A 20,141-nucleotide genomic window follows, 5' to 3' on the forward strand; every position below is an offset into this window, starting at 1 on the left:
GTCGAGCTTGCTCGGGGCGATCCTCCTCGCGGGCGGGAGGGCGCGCTAGGCGCGGCGAGCGCCTAGCGCGCGAACTCCCGTAAGAGCGCATCTTCCACTTCCCGAAGCGAAAGGGTCCCGCCTCCCTCGGCGGGACGGGTGACCACGATACAGCGCGCTCCCACGGCGCGCGCTGCGGCGAGCTTCTCGGCCGTGCCGCCTACGGTTCCCGAGTCCTTGATCACAAGCCACTGGGCGCCCACCTGCCGAAGCATCGCCTCGTTGAGCTCGCGGGTGAAGGGCCCCTGCATGCCGATGACATGCGACGGCGAAAACCCCGCGTCGATGCACTTCGTTATAGCACCGGGCAGCGGGAGCACACGCACGAAGAAGCGCTCCGCGAAATCGGCGACGCGCGTGTAGGGGGCAAGCTCCTTGCTCCCCGTCGTGAGAAGAACGCGACCCGGGTTCTCGGAGAGAAAGCGCGCCGCGCAGGCAATCGACGCGACCGGCACGATGCCTTTGGGCAGCGCCTCGACCGGGCGCGCAAGGCGCAGGCATCGTGCACCCACGGCGAGCGAAGCGGCCCGGATGTTGTCGCTTGCGAGCGTAGCGAAGGGGTGCGTGGCGTCGACGACGATGCGCGCGCCGGAAAGCTCGCGCTCCATGTCGGCATCGTCGAGCCTGCCCGCATGCACCTCGATGCCCGGAAGCTCACCCAAAAGCTCGCCTCCGTACTCGGTTGCCGCGTAGGCACGGGCGGGGATGCCCGCCCCGCTCGCCCATTCGCACAGAAGGCGGCCCTCGGTGGTGCCGGCGAAGATGCGCAGCGCCGGCACGGATGCGGGGGCCGTCACTTCGCGCCACCCGTGCGCGTGATCTGGTAGAGCAGCGCGTTCATAATGGCGGCCGCCACGGTCGAGCCGCCCTTGCGACCCCTCGCGACGATGGCCGGCACGCGTCGCGCGAGTAACTCCTCTTTCGCCTCGACCACGTTCACAAACCCGACCGGCACCCCAACGATGAGCGCGGGCGCGATCTTCCCCGCGTCCATGAGCTCGGCGAGGCGCAGAAGTGCTGTGGGAGCGTTGCCGACGGCCACGATGAGCGGACCCTCGATGCCGCTAGCTTTGTCCATGCTCGCAACGGCGCGAGTCGTGCCCGTGGCGCGCGCAGCCGCGGCGACATCGGGGTCGGCCATGTAGCACACGGCCTTGCAGCCGAGCTTCTCGAGCGCGGGCTTGCTTATGCCTGCGAGCGCCATGTTCGTGTCGGTGAGCACCGTGGCCCCTGCGCGCAGTGCTTCGAGCGCACAGTGCGCGGCGTCATGGGTGAACACGAGGGAATCGGCGTACGAGAAGTCGGCAGTGGCGTGGATGACGCGCTTCACGACGGGCTCTTCGAGCGGCGGGAACGTGCGGCCGCCAAGCTCTTCGGTGATGATCTCGAAGCTGCGCCGCTCGATGTCGCCGGGCGCCATCTCCTTGGAATCCATCTAGTACTCCACTCCTTCCCTTGCACATATCCCCTGCTCGTAGGGATGTTTCTCGCACCGCATCTCGGTTATGTAGTCGGCCTTCTCCACGATCTTGCGGGAAGGCGCGCGCCCGGTGAGCGCTACTTCGACGCCGCGCGCGGACATATCGAGCGCGCGGTCCACGAGCGCCTCGTCGACAAGCCCCTTCGAAAGCGCGTCGAGCGCCTCGTCGAGCACGAGCAGTCCCTCTTGCGCGCCCTCGAGCTCGGCGAGCGCAGAAGCGAGGTTCCCATCGTGCAGCTCGCACGTCGCGGCAAGTTCTTCCGACGTCATCGACCAGGTAAACTTGTCCGACACCTTCCCCGCGAACACGGGCACGCCGAAATGCTCGGCGAGCAGGCGCACCTCCCCGCTTTCGCCGTCTTTCAGGAACTGCACGACGACGACGCGGCGGCCTGCAGCGAGCATGCGAAGGGCGAGGCCCATCGCCGCCGTGGTCTTGCCTTTGCCGTCGCCATGATACACGTGGATCATGCGCCCTCCTCGATAATGCGGTAGACATACTCCATGTCGAGCGCCCCGCGCACGACGTCGGCCAGGCGGTCAAACTCGCGCGCACGGTGATCGGCCGCGGACGCCGCGCCCGCAGCACCCACGACGCTCTCGGGCAGGCCGCGCATGCGCGCGAGCGAGCGCGCGAGGGCGAGCGCAACCCCCGGTTCGTCGAACAGGCCGTGGAGATAGGTTCCGAACACGTTTCCGCAGGCCGCGCCTTCTGGTTTGCCGCCAATTGTGCCCGCAGGGGCGCAGGAGACGGTCGTTTCGCCGTCGTGAATCTCGTACCCGCGCGCCGTCATGCCGTTCCACGCCGAGAACGCGCCTTGGGCGCCCGTGATGCGCAGCTCCGACTGGGCGAGGCGCTTTTCCTCCTTGAACACCGTACTTGCAGGGATGAGCCCGAGCCCGCGCGCGGTGCCAGCGCCTTCCCTGCCGTGCGGGTCGGAAAGCTCGTCTCCCAAAAGCTGGTAGCCTCCGCATATGCCGAGCACCGGCGTGCCCGCGCCCGAAAGCGCGCGTACACAGGCTCCGATGCCGCTAGCCGCAAGCCAGCGCGCGTCGTCGAGCGTGGTCTTCGAGCCGGGAAGCACCACCAGGTCGGGTCGGCCCAGATCGGTCGTCGAGGAAACGTAGCGCACGCCCACGCCGGGCACGCGCGAAAGCGGGTCGAAGTCGGTGAAATTCGACAAATGCGGAAGGCGCACGACGGCGACGTCGATGACGCCGCGCGCCTCGCGGGCAGATAGGCGCGGCGCGAGCGAGTCCTCGTCGTCAAGGTCGAGCGTAAGATACGGCACGACACCCACGACGGGAACTCCGCACATCTTCTCGAGCGGGGCCAAACCCGGGCGCAGGATTTCCACATCGCCGCGGAACTTGTTTACCACAAGCCCCCGCAAAAGCGCGCGGTCCTCGGGCGCAAGGAGCGCGACCGTGCCGTAGAGCTGGGCAAATACCCCGCCCGGGTCGATGTCGCCCGCAAGCAGCACGGGGGAGGACACGGCGCGCGCGAGCCCCATGTTGACGATGTCATTTTCGGCAAGGTTGATTTCGGCGGGGCTGCCGGCGCCCTCGATGACGATGACGTCGTTTTCCTCCGCGAGCGAATCGAACGCCTCCAAAATCTGCGGCATGAGCGCCTTCTTTCGCGCGAAGTAGTCCCTCGCAGCGAAGGCTCCCTGCGCCTTGCCGGCCACGATGAGCTGGCTTCGGTGGTCGCTTTCGGGCTTGAGAAGGATGGGGTTCATGCGCACGTCGGGCGCGATGCCGCACGCCTCGGCCTGCATGATCTGGGCGCGCCCCATCTCGAGCCCGTCGGCCGTGACACCGCTGTTGAGCGCCATGTTCTGGCTCTTGAAGGGAGTCACGCGCAGGCCGTCCTGCGAAAGCACACGGCACAGCCCCGCCGCAAGCAGGCTCTTCCCCGCGTTCGACATGGTGCCCTGGATCATGATGGGCTTCGCCCTACCCACGGGTATCGACCTCCTTCGCCGAGCCTCGGCCATCCGCGCCCGCCATAGCGCCGCTGCAAGAAGCGCCGCCCCGTTCGTCGGGTTCGCCTTCGCCCGATGCACCTTCCGCCCGAAGCACGCGGCTGAACGCCATCGCAAGCCGGGCATTCTCCTTGCGCGTGCGCACCGCGACGCGGCACCAGAAACGGGACAGTACCGAAAACGAGTCGCACGTGCGGACCAAAACCCCCTGTTTATACAGGCGCTCGGGGATGTCTTTCGCCGGCGTGCGGACTAAAAGGAAGTTCGCATCCGATGGCACGACGGAAAGCCCGAGCGAGGAGAGCTCGTGGGAAAGCCACGCTCGCTCGCCCGCCAATACATCGCGCGTGCGCGAGACGTATTCAACGTCTTCCAGGGCGGCGATGCCCGCGGCCTCGGCGACCGAGGAGACGGGCCACGCCTGCCCCGCCCGGCGAATCCCCTCGATGAGTTGGGCGTTTCCGCTGATCAGATATCCCAACCGCAAGCCCGCCATTCCGTAGAGCTTGGTGAACGCGGAGAGCACGGCCACATGGCGCGAACACGCGGCGCGTGCGGCCACGCTCCTTTCGCGGGCGTCGGGCGCAAATCCGAGAAAGCACTCGTCCAGGACGAGCAGCGCGCCCACCTGCTCGCAGCGGCAAGCCGCGGCATCGATCACGCTGGGGTCGACGAGACGCCCCGTCGGGTTGTTCGGATTGCAGAGGTACGCCACGTCTCCCGGCCCCTCGATCGCGCGGGCGAAGGAGGCGGGCACGTCGAAGTCGTCCGCTTCGGAGAGCGGGAACTCCTGAACGCATGCGCCGTAGTACGATGCCGCCTCCGCATATTCAGAGAACGTCGGCGCGCACACGACGACGCGTTTCGGACGCACCGCCGCGGCGAGCCGCCAGATGATGTCGGACGCGCCCGCGCCGCAGACGATAGTATCTTCGGGAATGCCCTGGGCGCGCGCTAGGGCGCGAACGAGGGCGAGGCTTTCCCTATCGGGGTAGGCGTCGATTCGAGAAAGCGCCTTGCAAGCTGCGGCGACGGCGCGCGGCGAGGGGCCTGCCGGATTCACGTTCACCGAGAAGTCAATGAGGTCGGAGGCGCCCCCTTCGCAAGCGATGCCGAGCGATTGCGTGCTACCCCCATGCGCACGGGCACGCAGGATTCCCCCGGCAGCCCGGAGCGCGACGTGGTCTTCCCTCATGCCATCGCCCCCACGGCGAGCACGACCGCCGCGCGCGCGGAACCGAAGACGACGAGCGCGCATACGGACGCGGCGAGCATGAGCCTTGTCGCCCGGGCGATGTCGCCCCACTCGATTTCACGGGACGCGTCGCCTATCGTCGGTTTCTCAACGAGCTTGCCAAAATACACCGCGGGTCCTGCCAGGCGCAGCCCGAGCGCGCCCGCGCACGCTGACTCAGTCTGTGCCGCGTTCGGGCTCGCATGGCGACGCCTGTCGCGGCGCCAGATGCACGCCGCCCCGCGCGCGTCGAGCCCGACGATCGGGCACACGGCGATCATGATCAGGGCCGATAAGCGCGAGGGAATCCAGTTCACCGCATCGTCGAGGCGCGCCGAGGCGCAGCCGAAGTCGATGTAGCGCTCGTTTTTGTAGCCCACCATGCTGTCGAGCGTGTTCACTGCCTTGTACGCCATGCCCAAGGGCGCACCCCCGATCATAAGGTAGAAAAGCGGCGCGATGACGCCGTCGCTCGCGTTCTCCGCCACCGTTTCCACGGCGGCACGCGCGACGCCGTGCTCGTCGAGAACAGACGTGTCGCGTCCCACGATGAGCCCGACGGCTTCGCGCGCCGCGACAAGGCCGCCCTTCGAGAACGCGCGGGCCACGGCCAGGCTCTGGCGGCGCAGCTCGCATGCCGCGAGAATCTGATAGCTCGCCCATGCCTCGGCAACGAAGCGCAAGCCAGAGTGAACCATGCCGCAAAGATGCAGGATGCCCCAGGTCAAAAGCCCACACGCAAGCGGAAGCGCCACGGCGAGCACAAGACCTGCGGCGCGCGTGCCCGCGGACGTTTGCGGGAATGCGCCCCGCAGGCGGCCTTCGGCCCACGTGATCGCGCGCCCCATGGCGACGACGGGATGGGGAAGCCAGCGCGGGTCGCCGAAGGCAAGGTCGGCCGCAAACCCGGCGACGACAGCAAGAATCGTCATCACCGGGCATCGCCCCCCGAAACGGGGCGAACATCGCGAAGGCAGTGCCCATCCCAGGTGGCAGACCATGCGCCGCCCGGCTCGGTATGCACGTCGAAGTATCCAAATTTCGGGACAGCTAGCTCGGAGAGCAGCGCTTTCACGGTACCCGCGTGAACGACGAAGACGGCGCGCCCACTCCCCTGGGCACGCTCCGATTTGCACGCCTCCCGAAACGCCGCGACGACGCGGCGGGTGAAATCGTTCTTGCCCTCGCCATGCGGGCAGCGCGTCTCGCACCAGGAGTCTACCCAGGCGCGGTAGCGCGCATCCTCTTTAAGCTCGGCGGCGCCTCGTCCCTCGAAGTCGCCGAAATCCATCTCGCGCAGACCGGGGCACGCCATAAGCTCCGCGTTCGGGAAGAGGATGCGCGCCGTCTGGTCGGTGCGGGCCATGCCGCTCGTGATAACACGGAACACGTCACGATAGCACGCGAGGTCGCGCAAAGCGCGCTCGCCCGCGCTCGACAGGGGCTCGTCGGTGCCCGCCCCGCTGTAGCGATGGTCTTCCGTGCCCGCCGTGGCACCATGGCGCACGAAGACGACTTCCAAAGGCGCGCCCGCGCCCTGCGTCCCTCGAGGCGCATCATCAAGGTTTCCCTTGATGACCTGGGGAATCCCGCACGTCATGCGCACGACGACGTCGGCGCGCGCAGCGAGCGCGCATCCCAGGCGCCCCGCGCGCTCGCGCCATTGGGCGTCTTCCGCACGCATAGGGACGACCCCCGAGCCGACCAAGGACAGAATCACTACGTCGAAGCCGATCAGCCGCTCGAGCGCCCGGTCAGCGTCGAGCGCGCGTACGAGTTCCTCAGCACAGTAAGCGACACGGCCGGCAAAAGCCGCGGGCACGCCGCCTTCCGCAAACTGCGCCGCGTCGACGAAATCGTCCGCCGCGAACCCGAGCTTTTCGCGCACGAAGGTCCTCTTCCCGGAATGCGCGCCACCTACCACGAGCATCATAGGAGCATGCCCCCCGCCACCAGCATGGCAAGCATCGCGAGCTCGGCCCATTGCAGAAACCATCCGGCCAAATCCCCCGTCACCCCGCCGAAGCGGGACAGGGCAACATGGCGGTACCACGCGAGCACCAAAAGCCCCGCCACCGCCATAAGGGCGCCGACGGCCTGAGCGCACGCGACCATCCCTGCAGCCGAAGCCGCAGCGAAAGCGCAAAGCGGCACGACGATCGCCGCGCGCTTCTTAGCAGGTGAGAGCCCCGCGGCCATGCCGTCCGCACGCGCGGCAGGCCAGCATTCAACGGCGAGCCCCGAAAGCGAGCGGGAGAACACGAGCGAGCACAGAAGCGCGAGGAACGCCCCCGCCGTAAGCGACAACGCGGTGAAAAGGGAAAACTGCAGAATAAGGTACACAACAACACCGATGACCCCGAAGGCGCCCGCCCGCGGATCGTGCATGATCTCGAGCTTTCGCTCGCGCGGGGCCCAACTTGCAAGCGCATCGGAGGTGTCGCAGAGCCCGTCTAGGTGGATGCCTCCCGTCACCGCCACAGGCAGCGCCACGAGCACGGCCGCGACGATGGTCGCGGGCACGCCGAGCAGGTTCGCCACGTGCCCCCACGCCGTCATGAGGAAGCCTTCCGCAAGGCCCACCAGGGGAAACGCGGCAAGTGCATGGGTTGACCCGAAATCGGTCCAGGCCGATTTCGGGACGGGGATGCGCGAGAACGTTCCGAACGCCGCGCCGATTGCCTCTGCTATCTTCACCTTGTAGGTCCTTCACCTTTCATCCACACGGGAATCCCGCATACCACTTCGACTGCGCGGTCGGCCAGCGCCGCCACGCCCGCGTTCACGCGCGCGAGCGCGCGCCTCCATGCCTCGGTCCCCTCATCGTAGCGCATCCCATCGGCGAACACGTCGACGGTGACCACCACCGTATACGCAGCGGCCTGAGCGAGCCGTTCGATGCCTCCGAGCACCTCGCGCGCCGCAGCGTCGGGGTCACGTGGGGACAAGCCGCCTTCCGCGAAAAGCTCGTTCGCAACCAGGTTGCCCACGTCCTCCAAAAGAAGCGTGCAGCCGCGCGGAAGCCCGGGCACTGCGTCGCCCACGTCACGCGTGCGCTCGAGGGTGGAAAACCCCTTGCCCTCGCGCAGCGCCCGATGGCGCGCGATGCGGCGGGCGCCCTCTTCCCCGAAGGGCTCCATCGTTGCCAGGTACACGCGGGGGCCGTCCTGCCCGAGGCACAGGGACTCGGCGTAGGCGCTCTTGCCGCTCGCGGCGGCGCCGATGACGAGCGTCACCGTCATTTCCCGGCCTCGAAATGCTCGTAAGCAGCCATGCCAGTCGCCGTGAACGTCTTCCCATCCCGGTACACGCGCAGCGCCGAATCCAGAAGGGGCAGATACGCCATGGCGCCCGCGCCCTCGCCCAAGTGCATGCCTGCGTCGAGGGGCGCCTTTATGCCGAGCTCGCGAAGGAGCTCGTGGCTTGCGGGTTCGCTTGATGCGTGGGTGCCCACGAGGTAGCCCAAGGCGTTGGGGCACAGGCGCACCGCGCACAGGGCCGCCGTGCAGGATATAACCCCATCGAGGAGCGCCGGCGCCTTCGAGGCCGCGGCCCCCAGGTAGAAGCCGCACATCGCCGCGATGTCGAAGCCGCCCACCTTCGAGAGCACGTCGATCGGGTCGGCGGGATCGGGCGAGTTCGCGTCGATAGCGCGCTCGACCACGTCGCGCTTGCGCGCGAGCGAGGCGTCCGAGAGCCCCGCGCCGCGCCCGACGAGGCTCCGCACGTCCGCCCGGATGAGCACTGCGGCCACCGCCGCCGAGGTGGTCGTGTTGCCGATGCCCATCTCGCCCGCGGCGAGAAGGCGCACGCCGGCGCGGACAAGCCCGCACGCGACGGCGATTCCGACCTCGATCGCGCGCACGGCCCCATCGCGAGACATAGCGGAGCCGTGAGCGATGTTGCCGCTCCCCCGCCGCACGTTCGCGCGCACCATGCGCGCGTCTTCTATGCCCCGGGCCATACCCACGTCGACGGGCACGACCTCGGCACCCGCGAACGCCGCCATGCGGCAGGCGCTCGCGGCCCCCTCGCACATGTTACGCGCGACGGCTCGCGTCACGTCTTGTCCGCTTTGCGACACGCCTTCGGCAACGACCCCGTTGTCGGAGAAGAATACCGCGAGCGCACGGGGAAACTCGGCCACCTCGGCGCTCCCCTGAGCTGCGGCGATACACGCGACGGCGTCTTCAAAGTCGCCCAATCCCCCCAAGGGGTGCGCGATGGAGTCCCACGCGGCGTACGCGGCGGCACGGGCGCACTCGTCTGCGGGCGCGATCCGGGAAAGCGCGGCTTCGAGCACGGCGCCCGGAGCCGACGAGAACGCTCGCTCGACTTCCTCGCGGATGCAGGCAAGCGCGGTTTCGGTTGCTTCAGCCATGCCGTCTCCTCTCTGCGAACGACGCTGCGGCAGACGCGAACGCGCGCGCAACGTCGGGGTTAGCAGGATAGTACACATGCGGGAAGCCCGCCACCAGGGACGGGGTGGTCGTCATGCACGGCCAGCCCTTGTCGCGCCGGGGCTTCTGCGCCCAAAAGTCGCCGCCCGGGCAGGTGGACTGCCAGTAGTGGAACTCGTGCGCGCGGATGCGTGTGCCGCGCGGCCCGTAGAGCCCGTCGCGTTGGGAAGTAAGCTCCACGTACCCGAAATGGGACAGCCTTCCCCCGTTCTCGCTTGCGCCCTCAAGGGCGCCCGCAACAGGCCAGCGCCGCCCCTCGCTATCGGCGATTTCGCGCTGCAGGTACAGAAACCCACCGCATTCGGCGACCGTCGGCATGCCGGACTCCACCGCGCGCCGCACCGCCTCGCGCATCGGCGCGTTCTCGGAGAGCTGCCGCGCATGGAGCTCCGGGTAGCCGCCCCCCAGATAGAGGGCGCTTGTCCCCCGGGGCAACTCGCTATCACACAGGGGGCTGAAAAAGGCCAGCTCGCAACCCAGATCCTCGAGCGCGCGCAGGTTCTCCTCGTAGTAGAACGAGAACGCCTCGTCACGCGCAACGGCGACGATGGGCCGCGCTCCCGCGATCGGCTCCAACCGGTAAGGTTCCTCGCGGATATCGGGTGCCGTCGCCGCCATTTCGAGCAAGCGGTCGACGTCGACGCTCTTTTCCACCAGCTCGGCCATCTTGTCGATGCGCGCGGAGAGCTGCTCGACCTCGTCGGCGGTCACAAGCCCCAGATGCCGGCTTTCGAGCGAGAACGCCTCGTCGGCGGGGATATTCCCCAAAACCGCGACGCCCGTGTGCTTCTCGATCGCAGGCGCCGCGTAGGCGCAGGCAGCGGCGCTCGTCTTGTTCAGCACGACGCCGCGCACGTTCGCACAAGGCAGGAACTCGGCGATGCCGCGGATTACAGCGGCGAGCGATAAAGACGCCCCGCGCCCGTTCACCACTAAAACGACCGGCGTTTCCGTGTCGCGCGCAACCTGGTAGCTGCTCGCGTCGGCCACGCCGGGCGCCATGCCGTCGTAGAAGCCCATAACCCCCTCGAGCACCGCGACATCCGCGCCCGCGGCGCCGCGTGCGAGCAGGGCGCGCAGCGTCGGGGCGTCGGTGAAGAAGCCGTCTAAATTGCCCGAGCGCGCACCCACGACGCGGCGATGAAAGAGCGGGTCAATGTAGTCGGGGCCGCATTTGAAGGCCGCGCATGCAATGCCGCGGCGCGCGAGCGCGCGCAGGAGCGCGCACGTTACGACCGTCTTGCCGCTCCCGCTCGAGGGCGCAGCGACCATGAAGCGCGGGATGGACGTGCTCACCGGGCGCCGCCTTCCCCACCTGCGGCGCTGCAGTTAGTAAGCGAGACCACCTCAACGGATGGGTTCCCCTCGACAGAGGGGTTCTCCCCGAAAGGCGACTCAGCAAGCGCGCCGACTTCGGCAAGCTCCTCGGCATCCGCGCTCGCACCGCGCGCACTGACGAGGAACACGGGGTTTTGCGCCTTCATAAGATGGTGCGAGCCTACAGCCTCGGCACGGGCGGCCGACACCTGGCACGCCTCGAACCCCTTAAAGCGCGAACCCGAGAGGAGCGCGCACGCCTCGGTGAGCGTCTCAACGGTGACGCATGGCACGCACAGGCGAACCTGCGAGTTCTTCTCGAGCGCCGCCTCCACGATGGAGGGAAGCTCGCCCGCGCTCCCGCCGACGAACACGGCGTCGGGGACAGGCAGTTTCGCGAGCGCTTCGGGGGCGACACCGGGGACCGCATGCACGTTGCCGCACCCGAATGCATCCGCGTTCTCACGGATGAGCCGCACGCCGGCCGCGTTGCGCTCGACCGCCCATACCGACCCCGCTCGCGCGACGAGCGCCGCCTCGATCGACACGCTCCCCGTGCCGGCGCCGACATCCCACACGGTGTCGGTCGCGGTAAGGCGCAGCTTCGCGAGCGCGACGGCGCGCACCTCCTGCTTGGTCATGGGAACGTCGCCGCGGATGAAGAGCTCGTCGGGAATGCCCGAGGAAGCGTACGGCCAGCGGGAGCTCGCGGCGCGGGATGCGCCCGCAGAGTCCGCCGCGAAAGAAGCAGCCGCGGGCGCAGACGCGCCGGCCGGCGCCTCGGAGGCTGCGCTAGAGCCCGCAGGCGACCCGGCGCAGCCTGCGAACTCGATAAGCATCACGTTCAAGTCGTCGAACGTCTGACCTGCGATTTCACTTGCGGTCGCGCAGGTGATGCGCTCGTCGGGGTACGACAGGCGCTCGGCCACCGTCACGCGCGCGTCCCCGAAGCCCGCCTGCACAAGCTCGCCCGAAAGCCGCGAGGGGTCTTCCCCGCCCGACGTGGCGAGGAAGAGCTCACCTGCGTGCTCGGCCTCGGCCACGATGTCGCACGCCACGCCGTGAGCGCTCGCGAAGCGCCAATCCTGCCATGGACGCGCGAGGCGCGCGGCGAGATACGACGCTGAGCTTATGCCGGGAATGACGCGCACGTCCACCTGCGCGTCGCCGGAGAGCGCCTCCACCAGGCGGCGCGCGCCGCTGAACAGCCCCACATCGCCCGTCATCACGACCACGGCGCGCTGCCACGACACAGCATCGGTGAGCGCGGCGACGATGTCCGCCGTCTTCACGAGCTCGCATCTCACCACGTCGGGCGGCACGTCGATGCTGACAAGCGCGCGATGAGCGCCGATGACCACGTCGGCGATGTCGATCGCGTCGAGCGCCGCGCGCGAGAGCAAGTCGGGGTTTCCGGGCCCCGCCCCGATGATCGTTACCTTTCGCATGGAATCTCCCGATACCCGCGCGGCGTGACCATACGGCCGCCTACGCGCTTCGTGTCCGCGTTGCCGACGAACACGGTGGTGAACATGTCGGCGTCGAACTCCCCCAGCTCGGAGAGCCTGCACATGCCCGACTGCTGCCCCTCGCGTCCGATGTTGCGTACCCAGCCGCAGAGCGTGTCGGGGGCCTTCCATTCGAGCATAATCTTCGCCGCGCGCGAGAGCCTGTCGGCGCGCTTTCTGCTGCGCGGGTTGTACAAACAGATGCAGAAGTCGGCGCTCGCCACGGCGGCGAGCCTGCGCTCGATGACCTCCCACGGCGTGAGCAGATCGGAGAGCGACACGACCGCGAAGTCGTGGGCAAGCGGGGCGCCGAGCACCGCCGACCCGCTCTGAGCCGCGGTGGCCCCGGCGATAACTTCCACGTCTACATCGGGGTAGTCCTCAGCAAGCTCCAGCACGGGGCTCGCCATGCCGTACACGCCCGCGTCACCGCTGCACACAAGCGCCACGGCTTCTCCGCTCTGCGCGCGCGAAAGCGCCAGGCGGCACCGTTCGACCTCGTGCATCATCGGCGTCGCGAGATGCGCCGCGTCGGGCACGGCGGCGAGCGCGAGCTCCACGTATTTCGTGTACCCCACAACGATGTCGGCCGCCTCGAGCGCGCGCTGAGCCGCAATCGTCATGCCGTCGGGGCCGCCCGGGCCGATCCCCACCACGAAGAGCTTTCCCATCACAGCTCCTTAAACGAAAGTTCGATAGTTACCTTGGAAAACGCGACGGTCACGCCGCCGTGAGCGAGCTTCGGGAAGATAAGTTTGCCCCCGTCCGCGAGCGCCGCGCGCTCGCACACGTTGTCGACCCCCACCGTCGCGCGCACGAAATCAGATGGCGAAACGCTGCCTTCGACCTGCGACAACTCCTCTACGGAATACGTCGCAAGCGGAATCTTGCGCGCGCGGCAGAAGGCGAGCAGACCCTCCTCGTGCGCCTTCACGTCGATCGTCGCCGCCTCGCGCACGGCCGAAGGCGAGATACCCGCCTGCCCGCACGCGAGAAGAAACGCCTCCCCGATCGCTTCGGCGCACGCACCGCGACGGCACCCTATGCCCGCAACGATGCAGGGCACGACAAGGCGAAGCGGCTCGGGCGCAGGCTCCTGCGCCCGCACGCCCGCCGGCTTCCCCGTCTCACCGGCGGGCACAACATCGCCCGTCGTCTCCGCTGCGCGAAGGGACGCACCTGCATTCGCGCCAGCGAACGGCGACACGACGATATCGGCCCGAGCGCGGTCGGACGCAATGTCAACCCCCTCAGGCGGCTGTCCCGAAATCGGCATGTCGGAATAGAGCGCCACGCGCCCGCCCGAAAGCAGCCGCGCCGACACTCGCTTGATGGCCTCGGGATTCGAAACGGCGAGCCCCGCACAGCGCGCCCACGTATCCACCGCCCACACGCCGCGGACGTCGGTCGCCGTGGTGATGACGGGGATGGCCCCTGCCGCGCGTGCCACAGTTTGCGCAAGCTCGTTCGCACCGCCCAAATGCCCCGACAAAAGCGGGACGGCAAAGCGCCCCGCCTCGTCGATCGCCACAACCGCGGAATCGCTTGCCTTCGAGGCGACATGCGGCGCGATCGCCCGCACGGCGATGCCCGCCGCGCCCACGAACAGGAGCGCGTCCGACGCTTCCCACGCGAGCGCCGTCCATGCGCGCAGGTCGGCCTTCCCCTCGCCGAACCCGCGCGAAACGGAAACGTTCCAGCCAGGGTCATCTTCACCTGTCTGCGCGCAATCGGAAAGCGCACGTGCGACGCGCCCCGCCAACGCATACCCCCTCTCAGTGAACGCTATGCAGGAAATCCTCATCTAGCGCACCACCATCGTCGAGAAGTAGCTGCCCCGATCGGGCACATCGTCGAGCGAGCGGTACACGCGCTCGCCCGGAAGCCCACAGTCCTCTACGAGCTCGGCACCGTCGAAGGCGCCCTCCTCGCGAAGGATGCGCTTCGTGTCCGCAAGCGAGCGGCGCGCCTTCATGACCACCTTCGTCCCCGGCCAGCCGATTGCGTGGCGCACGTCGTCGTAGCCGCCGGGCACGATGTGCAGAGGCGACGACATCTCGGGCGTGAGGTCGCGCTCGAGCGCCGCGGCGACCGCGCAGAAGCTCGGCACGCCGGGAATAGCGCACGCCTCGAACCCGCGGGCGCGCACGTCGGGCGCTATGCGCTGGAATGTGGCGTAGATGCTCGGGTCCCCCAGGTTCAGCAGCGCGACGTCGCGGACCGCATCCAGGTGCGCGACAAGCTCGCGAACAAGCGAGGCATGCTCGGCCGCGCGGCGCTCGGCGTCGCGCGTCATCGAGAATCGCACGGGGATCACCGTCTTGCCTGTAAGGTCGACGGCGCCGCGCACGATGTCAAGCGCGACCATGGCCCCGTCCGCCGTCTGCGGCGCGGCGATGACCGGACACGATTCGATTGTGCGGACGGCCTTGATCGTGAGCAGCTCAGGGTCGCCAGGCCCCGTGCCCGCCCCGTACAGCACGCCTTTACTCATACGTCGCCCCCAATTCCCCGATAACTGCATCGGCGCCCGACGAGCGAAAAAGCTCGCGGCGCCCGGCGTCAAACACGACCGCGGCGATGTCGCATGCGCCCGCCGCGCGGCGGCGCAACCTGTCCTCGATTGCCGCAGCGAGCGAGGCGCGCGCAGCGTCCCCCACGCCGGCGGCCTCGATTACATCGAGCGCCGCCGTGGTCGTGACCGACGACATGATCTCGCACACGGTCTTCGCGCCCGCGCCGGCCAAGGCCGCGTGGGCGGCCAGAATCTCCGCGCGGCAGTCGGCGGTACGCGAATGGGTGTCCATGATGCCGCCCGCGACCTTCACCAGCTTACCGATGTGTCCCACAAGAAGGACATTGGTAAATCCCTCGCGAACGCAGCAATCAATCGCATCGCCCACAAAGTTGGAGATGAAGACCACCGGCGCACCGTTTAGGTGGAAATGCCCCGAGATGAACTGCCCGCCGTAGTTGCCGGGCGTGAGCACGACTCCGCGCCGCCCCATAGCCGCATGCTGCCGGATCTCGAGCTCGATGCTGTCGCGCAAGGCAGCGAGGCTGCGCGGCTCGACGATGCCCGTCGTGCCCAGGATGGAGATGCCGCCCTCTATCCCCAGGTGCGGGTTGAAGGTCTTTTCGGCAAGGGAAACGCCCTCGGGTACCGAAATCGTCACAGCAATATTTCCAGAAAAGCCGTGCGCGGCGCACACCTCGCGCACCGCCGAAGTGATCATCGCGCGCGGCGTCGCGTTGATGGCGGCCGCCCCCACCGGCTGCTCGAGCCCGGGCAACGTCACGCGCCCCACGCCCACGCCGCCATCGACGGAAACTTCCGATTCGCGCGCGGGCACACCCTTGCTGCCCGCAGCGCCCGTGCCCGACCCCGCATGTTCCACGCGCGCGTACACGAGCACGCCGTCGGTCACATCGGCATCGTCGCCTGCGTCCTTTCGCACGGCGCACTGGGCGCACCCCTCGCCGATGCATGCGTCGACCACGTTCGCCTCGACGGGCAGCCCGCCGGGGGTGACGATCGACACGCGGCCGACGGGCTTTCGTGACAAGAGCATCTCGCAGGCCGCCTTCGCCGCGAGCGCGGCGCAGCTCCCCGTCGTGTAGCCGCAGCGCAGGCGGGTTGTCCCGGTATATATGTAGTGCTCGAAGGCCACGCTAGCTGCTCGCCTTTCGATACCCCGTGGCAAACGAAGGGTCGTAAAGCTTGCTGCGCTCGTACGACTCCGCTTGCGCGCCGTTGTGCGCAAGCCCGCCGCGAGCTCCGAGCACGCGGCCCACCACCACGAGCGCCGTGCGGTCGATGCCCTCTCGCGCGCCCGCATCGGCGATCGTGCCCACTGTGCAGCGCACCACGCGCTCCTCAGGCCAGGTCGCCTTGTACACGAGCGCCGCCGGCTCGTCGGAGCTGCGGCCCGCGGCCAAAAGCTCGGCGGAAAGCTCGGCGAGCATACCCGAGCTCAGGAAGATGACCATAGTCGAGCCGCTTTCCGCCATGGTGCGCATGTCCTCGCCCGCGGGCATGGAGGTGCGCCCGGAAAGCCGCGTGATCACGACCGACTGGCTGATTCCCGGCAGCGTATATTCCTGGCGAAGCGCCGCCGCGGCACCGCAAAAGCTCGACACGCCGGGCACCACCTCGTAGTCCACGCCGCGCGCGTCGAGCGCGTCCATCTGCTCCTGGATGGCGCCGTACAGGCACGGGTCGCCCGTGTGCAGGCGCACCACTTCCTCGCCCCGCGCATCTGCCGCGCACATCACGTCGAGCACTTCCTCCAAGGTCATGTGCGCGCTGTCGTAGACGATGCAGGGTTCCTTGCACTCAGCGAGCAGCTCGGGATTCACAAGGCTTCCCGCCCAAACGACCACGTCGGCCGCGCGCAGAAGGCGCGCCCCGCGCAGCGTGATAAGGTCGGCGGCGCCCGAGCCTGCGCCAACGATATGAATCATCCGAGCCTTCCCTTCCCGTTTCTCATCGCAACCGTTTACGCCGCCATTCGCGCAGCGGGCAAAACACGGCGCCCGAAGCGGCAATCGGCGCAAATACGCAGGCAGGAGGCGCAATGCCGCCCGCCCTGGCTTTGACACGTTCACAAGTGCCCACTATCATAGTAAAAGATTCGGCAACGAGCATATGACAATCGGATAAAAGGAAATGACCGGCGCGGCGTCCGCACAGCCCGCGCTGGCTTGCGGAGGGAACCAGGTGGGAATCCTGGGCAAGGGACATTACTGTATAGGACGCGCGGGCGAACCGCCTCGCGCCCCAAGCCAGACTGCTTCGCCTTTTCCTCACGGCATCGCCGTGGCGTTAGCTCCTTGTGAACCCCGAGGGGTGCGCTTTTCTTTCGCTTGTGCCGACAAGCAACTGTCGCCGGGGGACCGGCAAACCGAGGAAAGGAAAAACCATGTCCGACCAGATGTCACGCCGCAGCTTCATGGGCGCCGCAGCAACCGGAGCCGTCGCGCTCGCCGGAATCACGCTCGCGGGCTGCTCCAGCACCTCCGCAAGTTCCGAGAAATCGAGCGAAAAGGAGAAGGCCGTGAAGCCGGTCATCCTCGTCACGAGCTTCGGCACGAGCTACAACGACTCGCGCCACATCACCATCGGCGCCATCGAAGACGCTATCCGCGAGAAGTACTGGCAGGACTACGACATCCGCCGCGCCTTCACCGCGCAGATCATCATCGACAAGCTGAAGAAGCGCGACGGCATCACGATCGACAACATGACCGAGGCGCTTGACCGCTGCGTGGAAGACGGCGTGAAGGAAATCGTCGTGCAGCCGACGCATCTCATGGCTGGCCTGGAATACGCCGACGTGAAAGACGAGCTCGACAAGTACGCCGACAAGTTCGACAAGATCTCGCTCGGCGACCCGCTGCTCACCTCCGACGACGACTACAAAAAGGTGGCCGCAGCCATTAAGGAGAACATGGCGTCCTTCGACGACGGCGAGACGGCGCTGTGCCTCATGGGCCACGGCACCGAAGCCGATTCCAACGCCGACTATGCCAAGATGCAGGAAGTGTTCAAGAACGAGGGTTTGACGCAGTTCTTCGTCGGCACCGTCGAGGCTGAACCGACCTGCGAGGATGTTATCGCCGCCGCGAGCGCCGCAGGCTACAAGAAGGCCGTGCTCGCGCCGTTCATGGTGGTCGCGGGCGACCACGCGAACAACGACATGGCAGACGAGACCGACCCCGACAGCTGGGCTGCGAAGTTCGTGGCCGCCGGCTTCGAAGTGACGTGCCTGCTCCAGGGTCTGGGACAGAACGTCGCGGTCGACGACATCTACGTCTCGCACGTGGACGACGCCATCGCCAAGCTGTAAACTCGCCGCGCACGGGGGCGCCGGTCGCGTCCCCGTGCAACGGGCATGCGCCTTTCCCCGACTGACGACGCATGCCCGTTGCATTCGCATCCCGACCGCCCACCGCACGGCACGGGCGGTCGAAGCGATTGAAAGGAACCCCCTCCATGTTGAAGAAAACCCTCGTCTTCGCCCTGTCGGCGGCGCTTTGCGCGTTCTCGCTCGCCGGCTGCGCCGGAAATTCAATCGACAGCGCAAAGGCAAGCGATGCCGATTCCCAGGAAAAGACCGAACAGGCGGCCGATGCGCCCGCGGGCGCAAGCGCTGCCCCCATCACCGCCGACAAGGTGGCCGACGGCACCTATCCAATCACCGTAGATTCCAGCTCGAACATGTTCAGGATCGTGGACGCCCAGCTCATCGTGGAAAACGGCTCCATGCACTGCGTGATGACGCTTTCCGGCACGGGCTACGGCAAGCTCTTCATGGGCACGGGCGACGAGGCTGCCGCCGCGAGCGAGGCCGACTTCATCCCCTATGTGGAAAACGCGGAAGGCAAGTACACCTACGACGTGCCCGTTGATGCGCTCGACGAGGACACCGCCTGTGCCGCGTGGAGTATTAGAAAAGAGCAGTGGTACGACCACACACTTGTGTTCGAATCCGCCGGCGTCGATCTGCGCGCCGACGCACTGAAGTAACGCCATGCGGTCGATTCTTCCCAAGGGGGAAAACAGGAAGCTCCACAGCATCGCGGCGCGCGCGATCGCCTGCGTTCTCGTCGCCCTGCTCGCGCTTCCCTTCGCGGGGTGCAGTGCGAGCCCGAACGCGACCGGTGGCACGGCGGGCTCTCAGGAATACACGGTGAGCGTCTCGCTTTCCGGCGGGTCAGGGCGCGCAAGCATCGCCTCACCCACCACAATTGTGAAGGATGGCGACACCTACACCGCGACCATCACCTGGTCGAGTTCGAACTACGACAAGATGACCGTCGACGGCGTGGACTACGCGCCCGTAAACGACGGCGGCAACTCCACGTTCGAGATACCCGTCACGCTCGACGAGGACATCGCCGTGTCGGCTGAGACCGTCGCCATGTCGACGCCGCACACCATCGACTACACGCTCCACTTCGACTCATCCACCATGAAGGAGAAATCGGGCGACGATGCAAGCGGCGGCTCCCCTGCGGGAACGGCTTCAAGCGCCGCGGCCGACTTCCACAACGCCGATTTGGGCTGCGGCTGGGAGCCGACGGGAGCGCTTCAGCTTGAATACGCCGAGCACTTCACTGTCGACGAGTTCGAAGGCGGCCTGCGGCTTATCTGCGTTTCGAACGGGGAGCGCTTCCTCGTGGTGCCGCAAGATGCGAAGGTACCTGATGGGTTAAGCTCCGACATCGCGGTCATAAGGCGCCCCGCCGACAAGGTGTACCTCGTGTCGTCGGCGACGATGTGCCTGGTCGACGCGCTCGATGCGAACGACAATATCTTAATGTCGGGCACGAAAGCCGACGATTGCTCGGTCGCGGGCTTCAAAAGCGCGCTCGAAAGTGGGGCGATCGCCTACGGCGGCAAGTACAGCGCGCCCGACTACGAGCGAATATCGGCCTCGGGCTGCACGCTCGCCATCGAGAACACCATGATCAACCACTCGCCCGATGTGAAGGAAAAGCTGCAGAAGCTCGGGCTCGTCGTGCTCACCGAACAGTCGTCGAGCGAGCCCAAAGCACTCGGGCGCGTCGAGTGGATTAAGCTTTTCGGCGTCCTGTTCGACAAGGAAGACGAGGCCACGCACCTGTTCAACGAGCAGAAGGCCCGCGTCGAGCAAACGTCGGGGCTCGCGTCGTCAGGTAAAACCGTGGCGTATTTCTACATTAACTCGAACGGGGCCGCCGTCACGCGGCGGGCGGGCGACTACGTGGCGCAGATGATCGAGCTTGCAGGCGGCAGCTACGCGCTCGATGACGCGCAGACGGCGTCGACGTCAGGTTCGTCAGTAACGCTCGAAATGGAGCGCTTCTACGCGACAGCGAAGGATGCCGACATCATCGTCTACAACGGCACCATCGACGAATCGGTTGCCACCTTGAACGACTTCGTAGGCAAAAACGCGCTATTGTCGCAGTTCAAAGCCGTGAAGAACGGCAACGTCTGGGTCACAAGCGCCGACATGTACCAGCAGATGACTTCTACCGCCGACATTATCGACGAGCTGCACGGGGCGTTCACCGGCGATGACACGAGCGACTTCCATTATCTGAGGAAGCTCGGCTAGCACCATGAGA

The 20,141-nt window shown here is 67.3% G+C and carries 20 protein-coding genes; 3 read left to right on the top strand and 17 right to left on the bottom strand.

Annotation, left to right across the window (positions count from 1 at the left end):
- Positions 1–62: 62 nt before the first annotated feature.
- Genes cobK through cobM form a run of 17 tightly spaced genes read right to left on the bottom strand, consistent with a single transcriptional unit; the run spans position 63 to position 16,490 of the window.
- Positions 63–836, bottom strand: coding sequence for a precorrin-6A reductase (gene cobK / locus DW925_RS03180; protein WP_117646465.1), 774 nt, complete (start codon positions 834–836; stop codon positions 63–65).
- On the bottom strand, positions 833–1,474 hold the full coding sequence (locus tag DW925_RS10185; protein ID WP_199577031.1) for a precorrin-8X methylmutase: 642 nt from the start codon (positions 1,472–1,474) through the stop codon (positions 833–835). Before DW925_RS10185 ends, cobK begins: the two co-directional genes overlap by 4 nt.
- A complete protein-coding gene (locus DW925_RS10190) occupies positions 1,475–1,990 on the bottom strand; it encodes a cob(I)yrinic acid a,c-diamide adenosyltransferase (protein ID WP_117583479.1) in 516 nt (171 codons plus the stop codon). It abuts the gene before it with no gap.
- On the bottom strand, positions 1,987–3,486 hold the full coding sequence (locus DW925_RS03190) for a cobyric acid synthase (protein WP_233540218.1): 1,500 nt from the start codon (positions 3,484–3,486) through the stop codon (positions 1,987–1,989). Before DW925_RS03190 ends, DW925_RS10190 begins: the two co-directional genes overlap by 4 nt.
- The gene (locus DW925_RS03195; RefSeq protein ID WP_158565734.1) at positions 3,479–4,702 is read right to left on the bottom strand and encodes a histidinol-phosphate transaminase; all 1,224 of its coding nucleotides are present in this window, start codon (positions 4,700–4,702) and stop codon (positions 3,479–3,481) included. Before DW925_RS03195 ends, DW925_RS03190 begins: the two co-directional genes overlap by 8 nt.
- The gene (gene cbiB, locus DW925_RS03200) at positions 4,699–5,673 is read right to left on the bottom strand and encodes an adenosylcobinamide-phosphate synthase CbiB (protein WP_117790344.1); all 975 of its coding nucleotides are present in this window, start codon (positions 5,671–5,673) and stop codon (positions 4,699–4,701) included. Before cbiB ends, DW925_RS03195 begins: the two co-directional genes overlap by 4 nt.
- Complete coding sequence (locus DW925_RS03205; RefSeq protein ID WP_233540219.1) at positions 5,673–6,629, bottom strand: histidine phosphatase family protein; 957 nt, start codon at positions 6,627–6,629, stop codon at positions 5,673–5,675. The genes cbiB and DW925_RS03205 overlap by 1 nt, the downstream gene beginning before the upstream one ends.
- 41 nt (positions 6,630–6,670) lie before the next feature.
- A complete protein-coding gene (cobS, locus tag DW925_RS03210) occupies positions 6,671–7,438 on the bottom strand; it encodes an adenosylcobinamide-GDP ribazoletransferase (protein WP_117716083.1) in 768 nt (255 codons plus the stop codon).
- Positions 7,435–7,983: a bifunctional adenosylcobinamide kinase/adenosylcobinamide-phosphate guanylyltransferase gene (locus DW925_RS03215; RefSeq protein WP_117716082.1), complete on the bottom strand. Its 549-nt coding sequence runs from the start codon at positions 7,981–7,983 to the stop codon at positions 7,435–7,437. Before DW925_RS03215 ends, cobS begins: the two co-directional genes overlap by 4 nt.
- Positions 7,980–9,122, bottom strand: coding sequence for a nicotinate-nucleotide--dimethylbenzimidazole phosphoribosyltransferase (gene cobT, locus DW925_RS03220; protein ID WP_117776481.1), 1,143 nt, complete (start codon positions 9,120–9,122; stop codon positions 7,980–7,982). Before cobT ends, DW925_RS03215 begins: the two co-directional genes overlap by 4 nt.
- Positions 9,115–10,497: a cobyrinate a,c-diamide synthase gene (locus DW925_RS03225; protein ID WP_233540220.1), complete on the bottom strand. Its 1,383-nt coding sequence runs from the start codon at positions 10,495–10,497 to the stop codon at positions 9,115–9,117. The genes cobT and DW925_RS03225 overlap by 8 nt, the downstream gene beginning before the upstream one ends.
- Positions 10,494–11,966, bottom strand: coding sequence for a precorrin-6y C5,15-methyltransferase (decarboxylating) subunit CbiE (gene cbiE / locus DW925_RS03230; protein WP_117790346.1), 1,473 nt, complete (start codon positions 11,964–11,966; stop codon positions 10,494–10,496). The genes DW925_RS03225 and cbiE overlap by 4 nt, the downstream gene beginning before the upstream one ends.
- Positions 11,954–12,697: a precorrin-3B C(17)-methyltransferase gene (gene cobJ, locus DW925_RS03235; protein ID WP_117790347.1), complete on the bottom strand. Its 744-nt coding sequence runs from the start codon at positions 12,695–12,697 to the stop codon at positions 11,954–11,956. The genes cbiE and cobJ overlap by 13 nt, the downstream gene beginning before the upstream one ends.
- Positions 12,697–13,830 carry a cobalt-precorrin 5A hydrolase gene (locus tag DW925_RS03240; RefSeq protein ID WP_117790348.1) on the bottom strand — a complete coding sequence of 378 codons (1,134 nt, stop codon included), beginning with the start codon at positions 13,828–13,830 and terminating at the stop codon, positions 12,697–12,699. The genes cobJ and DW925_RS03240 overlap by 1 nt, the downstream gene beginning before the upstream one ends.
- Complete coding sequence (gene cobI / locus DW925_RS03245) at positions 13,831–14,520, bottom strand: precorrin-2 C(20)-methyltransferase (RefSeq protein WP_117790349.1); 690 nt, start codon at positions 14,518–14,520, stop codon at positions 13,831–13,833.
- Entirely contained in the window at positions 14,513–15,697 is a 1,185-nt protein-coding gene (gene cbiD, locus DW925_RS03250) for a cobalt-precorrin-5B (C(1))-methyltransferase CbiD (protein ID WP_233508963.1), read from the bottom strand. The genes cobI and cbiD overlap by 8 nt, the downstream gene beginning before the upstream one ends.
- Position 15,698: 1 nt before the next feature.
- Positions 15,699–16,490, bottom strand: a complete 792-nt coding sequence (cobM, locus tag DW925_RS03255) for a precorrin-4 C(11)-methyltransferase (protein WP_117716077.1) — start codon at positions 16,488–16,490, stop codon at positions 15,699–15,701.
- Between the two features lie 458 nt (positions 16,491–16,948).
- Here cobM and DW925_RS03260 point away from each other — a divergent pair, with 458 nt between their 5' ends.
- The 3 genes from DW925_RS03260 (at position 16,949) to DW925_RS03270 (ending at position 20,131) form a co-directional block, all read left to right on the top strand.
- Complete coding sequence (locus DW925_RS03260; protein ID WP_117716076.1) at positions 16,949–17,875, top strand: sirohydrochlorin cobaltochelatase; 927 nt, start codon at positions 16,949–16,951, stop codon at positions 17,873–17,875.
- Positions 17,876–18,021: 146 nt separating this feature from the next.
- Entirely contained in the window at positions 18,022–18,555 is a 534-nt protein-coding gene (locus tag DW925_RS03265) for a hypothetical protein (protein WP_117790350.1), read from the top strand.
- 4 nt (positions 18,556–18,559) lie between these two features.
- Complete coding sequence (locus DW925_RS03270) at positions 18,560–20,131, top strand: ABC transporter substrate-binding protein (RefSeq protein ID WP_147330247.1); 1,572 nt, start codon at positions 18,560–18,562, stop codon at positions 20,129–20,131.
- Positions 20,132–20,141 lie beyond the last annotated feature (10 nt).

This window comes from Collinsella sp. AM43-1, assembly GCF_003467925.1.
GTDB lineage: Bacteria > Actinomycetota > Coriobacteriia > Coriobacteriales > Coriobacteriaceae > Collinsella.

Coding starts and splice junctions, on each gene's coding strand:
- DW925_RS10185 (WP_199577031.1), bottom strand. CDS start 1,474: ATGGATTCCAAGGAGATGGCGCCCGGCGACATCGAGCGGCGCAGCTTC.
- DW925_RS10190 (WP_117583479.1), bottom strand. CDS start 1,990: ATGATCCACGTGTATCATGGCGACGGCAAAGGCAAGACCACGGCGGCG.
- DW925_RS03195 (WP_158565734.1), bottom strand. CDS start 4,702: ATGAGGGAAGACCACGTCGCGCTCCGGGCTGCCGGGGGAATCCTGCGT.
- cbiB (WP_117790344.1), bottom strand. CDS start 5,673: ATGACGATTCTTGCTGTCGTCGCCGGGTTTGCGGCCGACCTTGCCTTC.
- DW925_RS03215 (WP_117716082.1), bottom strand. CDS start 7,983: ATGACGGTGACGCTCGTCATCGGCGCCGCCGCGAGCGGCAAGAGCGCC.
- cobT (WP_117776481.1), bottom strand. CDS start 9,122: ATGGCTGAAGCAACCGAAACCGCGCTTGCCTGCATCCGCGAGGAAGTC.
- cbiE (WP_117790346.1), bottom strand. CDS start 11,966: ATGCGAAAGGTAACGATCATCGGGGCGGGGCCCGGAAACCCCGACTTG.
- cobJ (WP_117790347.1), bottom strand. CDS start 12,697: ATGGGAAAGCTCTTCGTGGTGGGGATCGGCCCGGGCGGCCCCGACGGC.
- DW925_RS03240 (WP_117790348.1), bottom strand. CDS start 13,830: ATGAGGATTTCCTGCATAGCGTTCACTGAGAGGGGGTATGCGTTGGCG.
- cobI (WP_117790349.1), bottom strand. CDS start 14,520: ATGAGTAAAGGCGTGCTGTACGGGGCGGGCACGGGGCCTGGCGACCCT.
- cobM (WP_117716077.1), bottom strand. CDS start 16,490: ATGATTCATATCGTTGGCGCAGGCTCGGGCGCCGCCGACCTTATCACG.
- DW925_RS03260 (WP_117716076.1), top strand. CDS start 16,949: ATGTCCGACCAGATGTCACGCCGCAGCTTCATGGGCGCCGCAGCAACC.
- DW925_RS03265 (WP_117790350.1), top strand. CDS start 18,022: ATGTTGAAGAAAACCCTCGTCTTCGCCCTGTCGGCGGCGCTTTGCGCG.
- DW925_RS03270 (WP_147330247.1), top strand. CDS start 18,560: ATGCGGTCGATTCTTCCCAAGGGGGAAAACAGGAAGCTCCACAGCATC.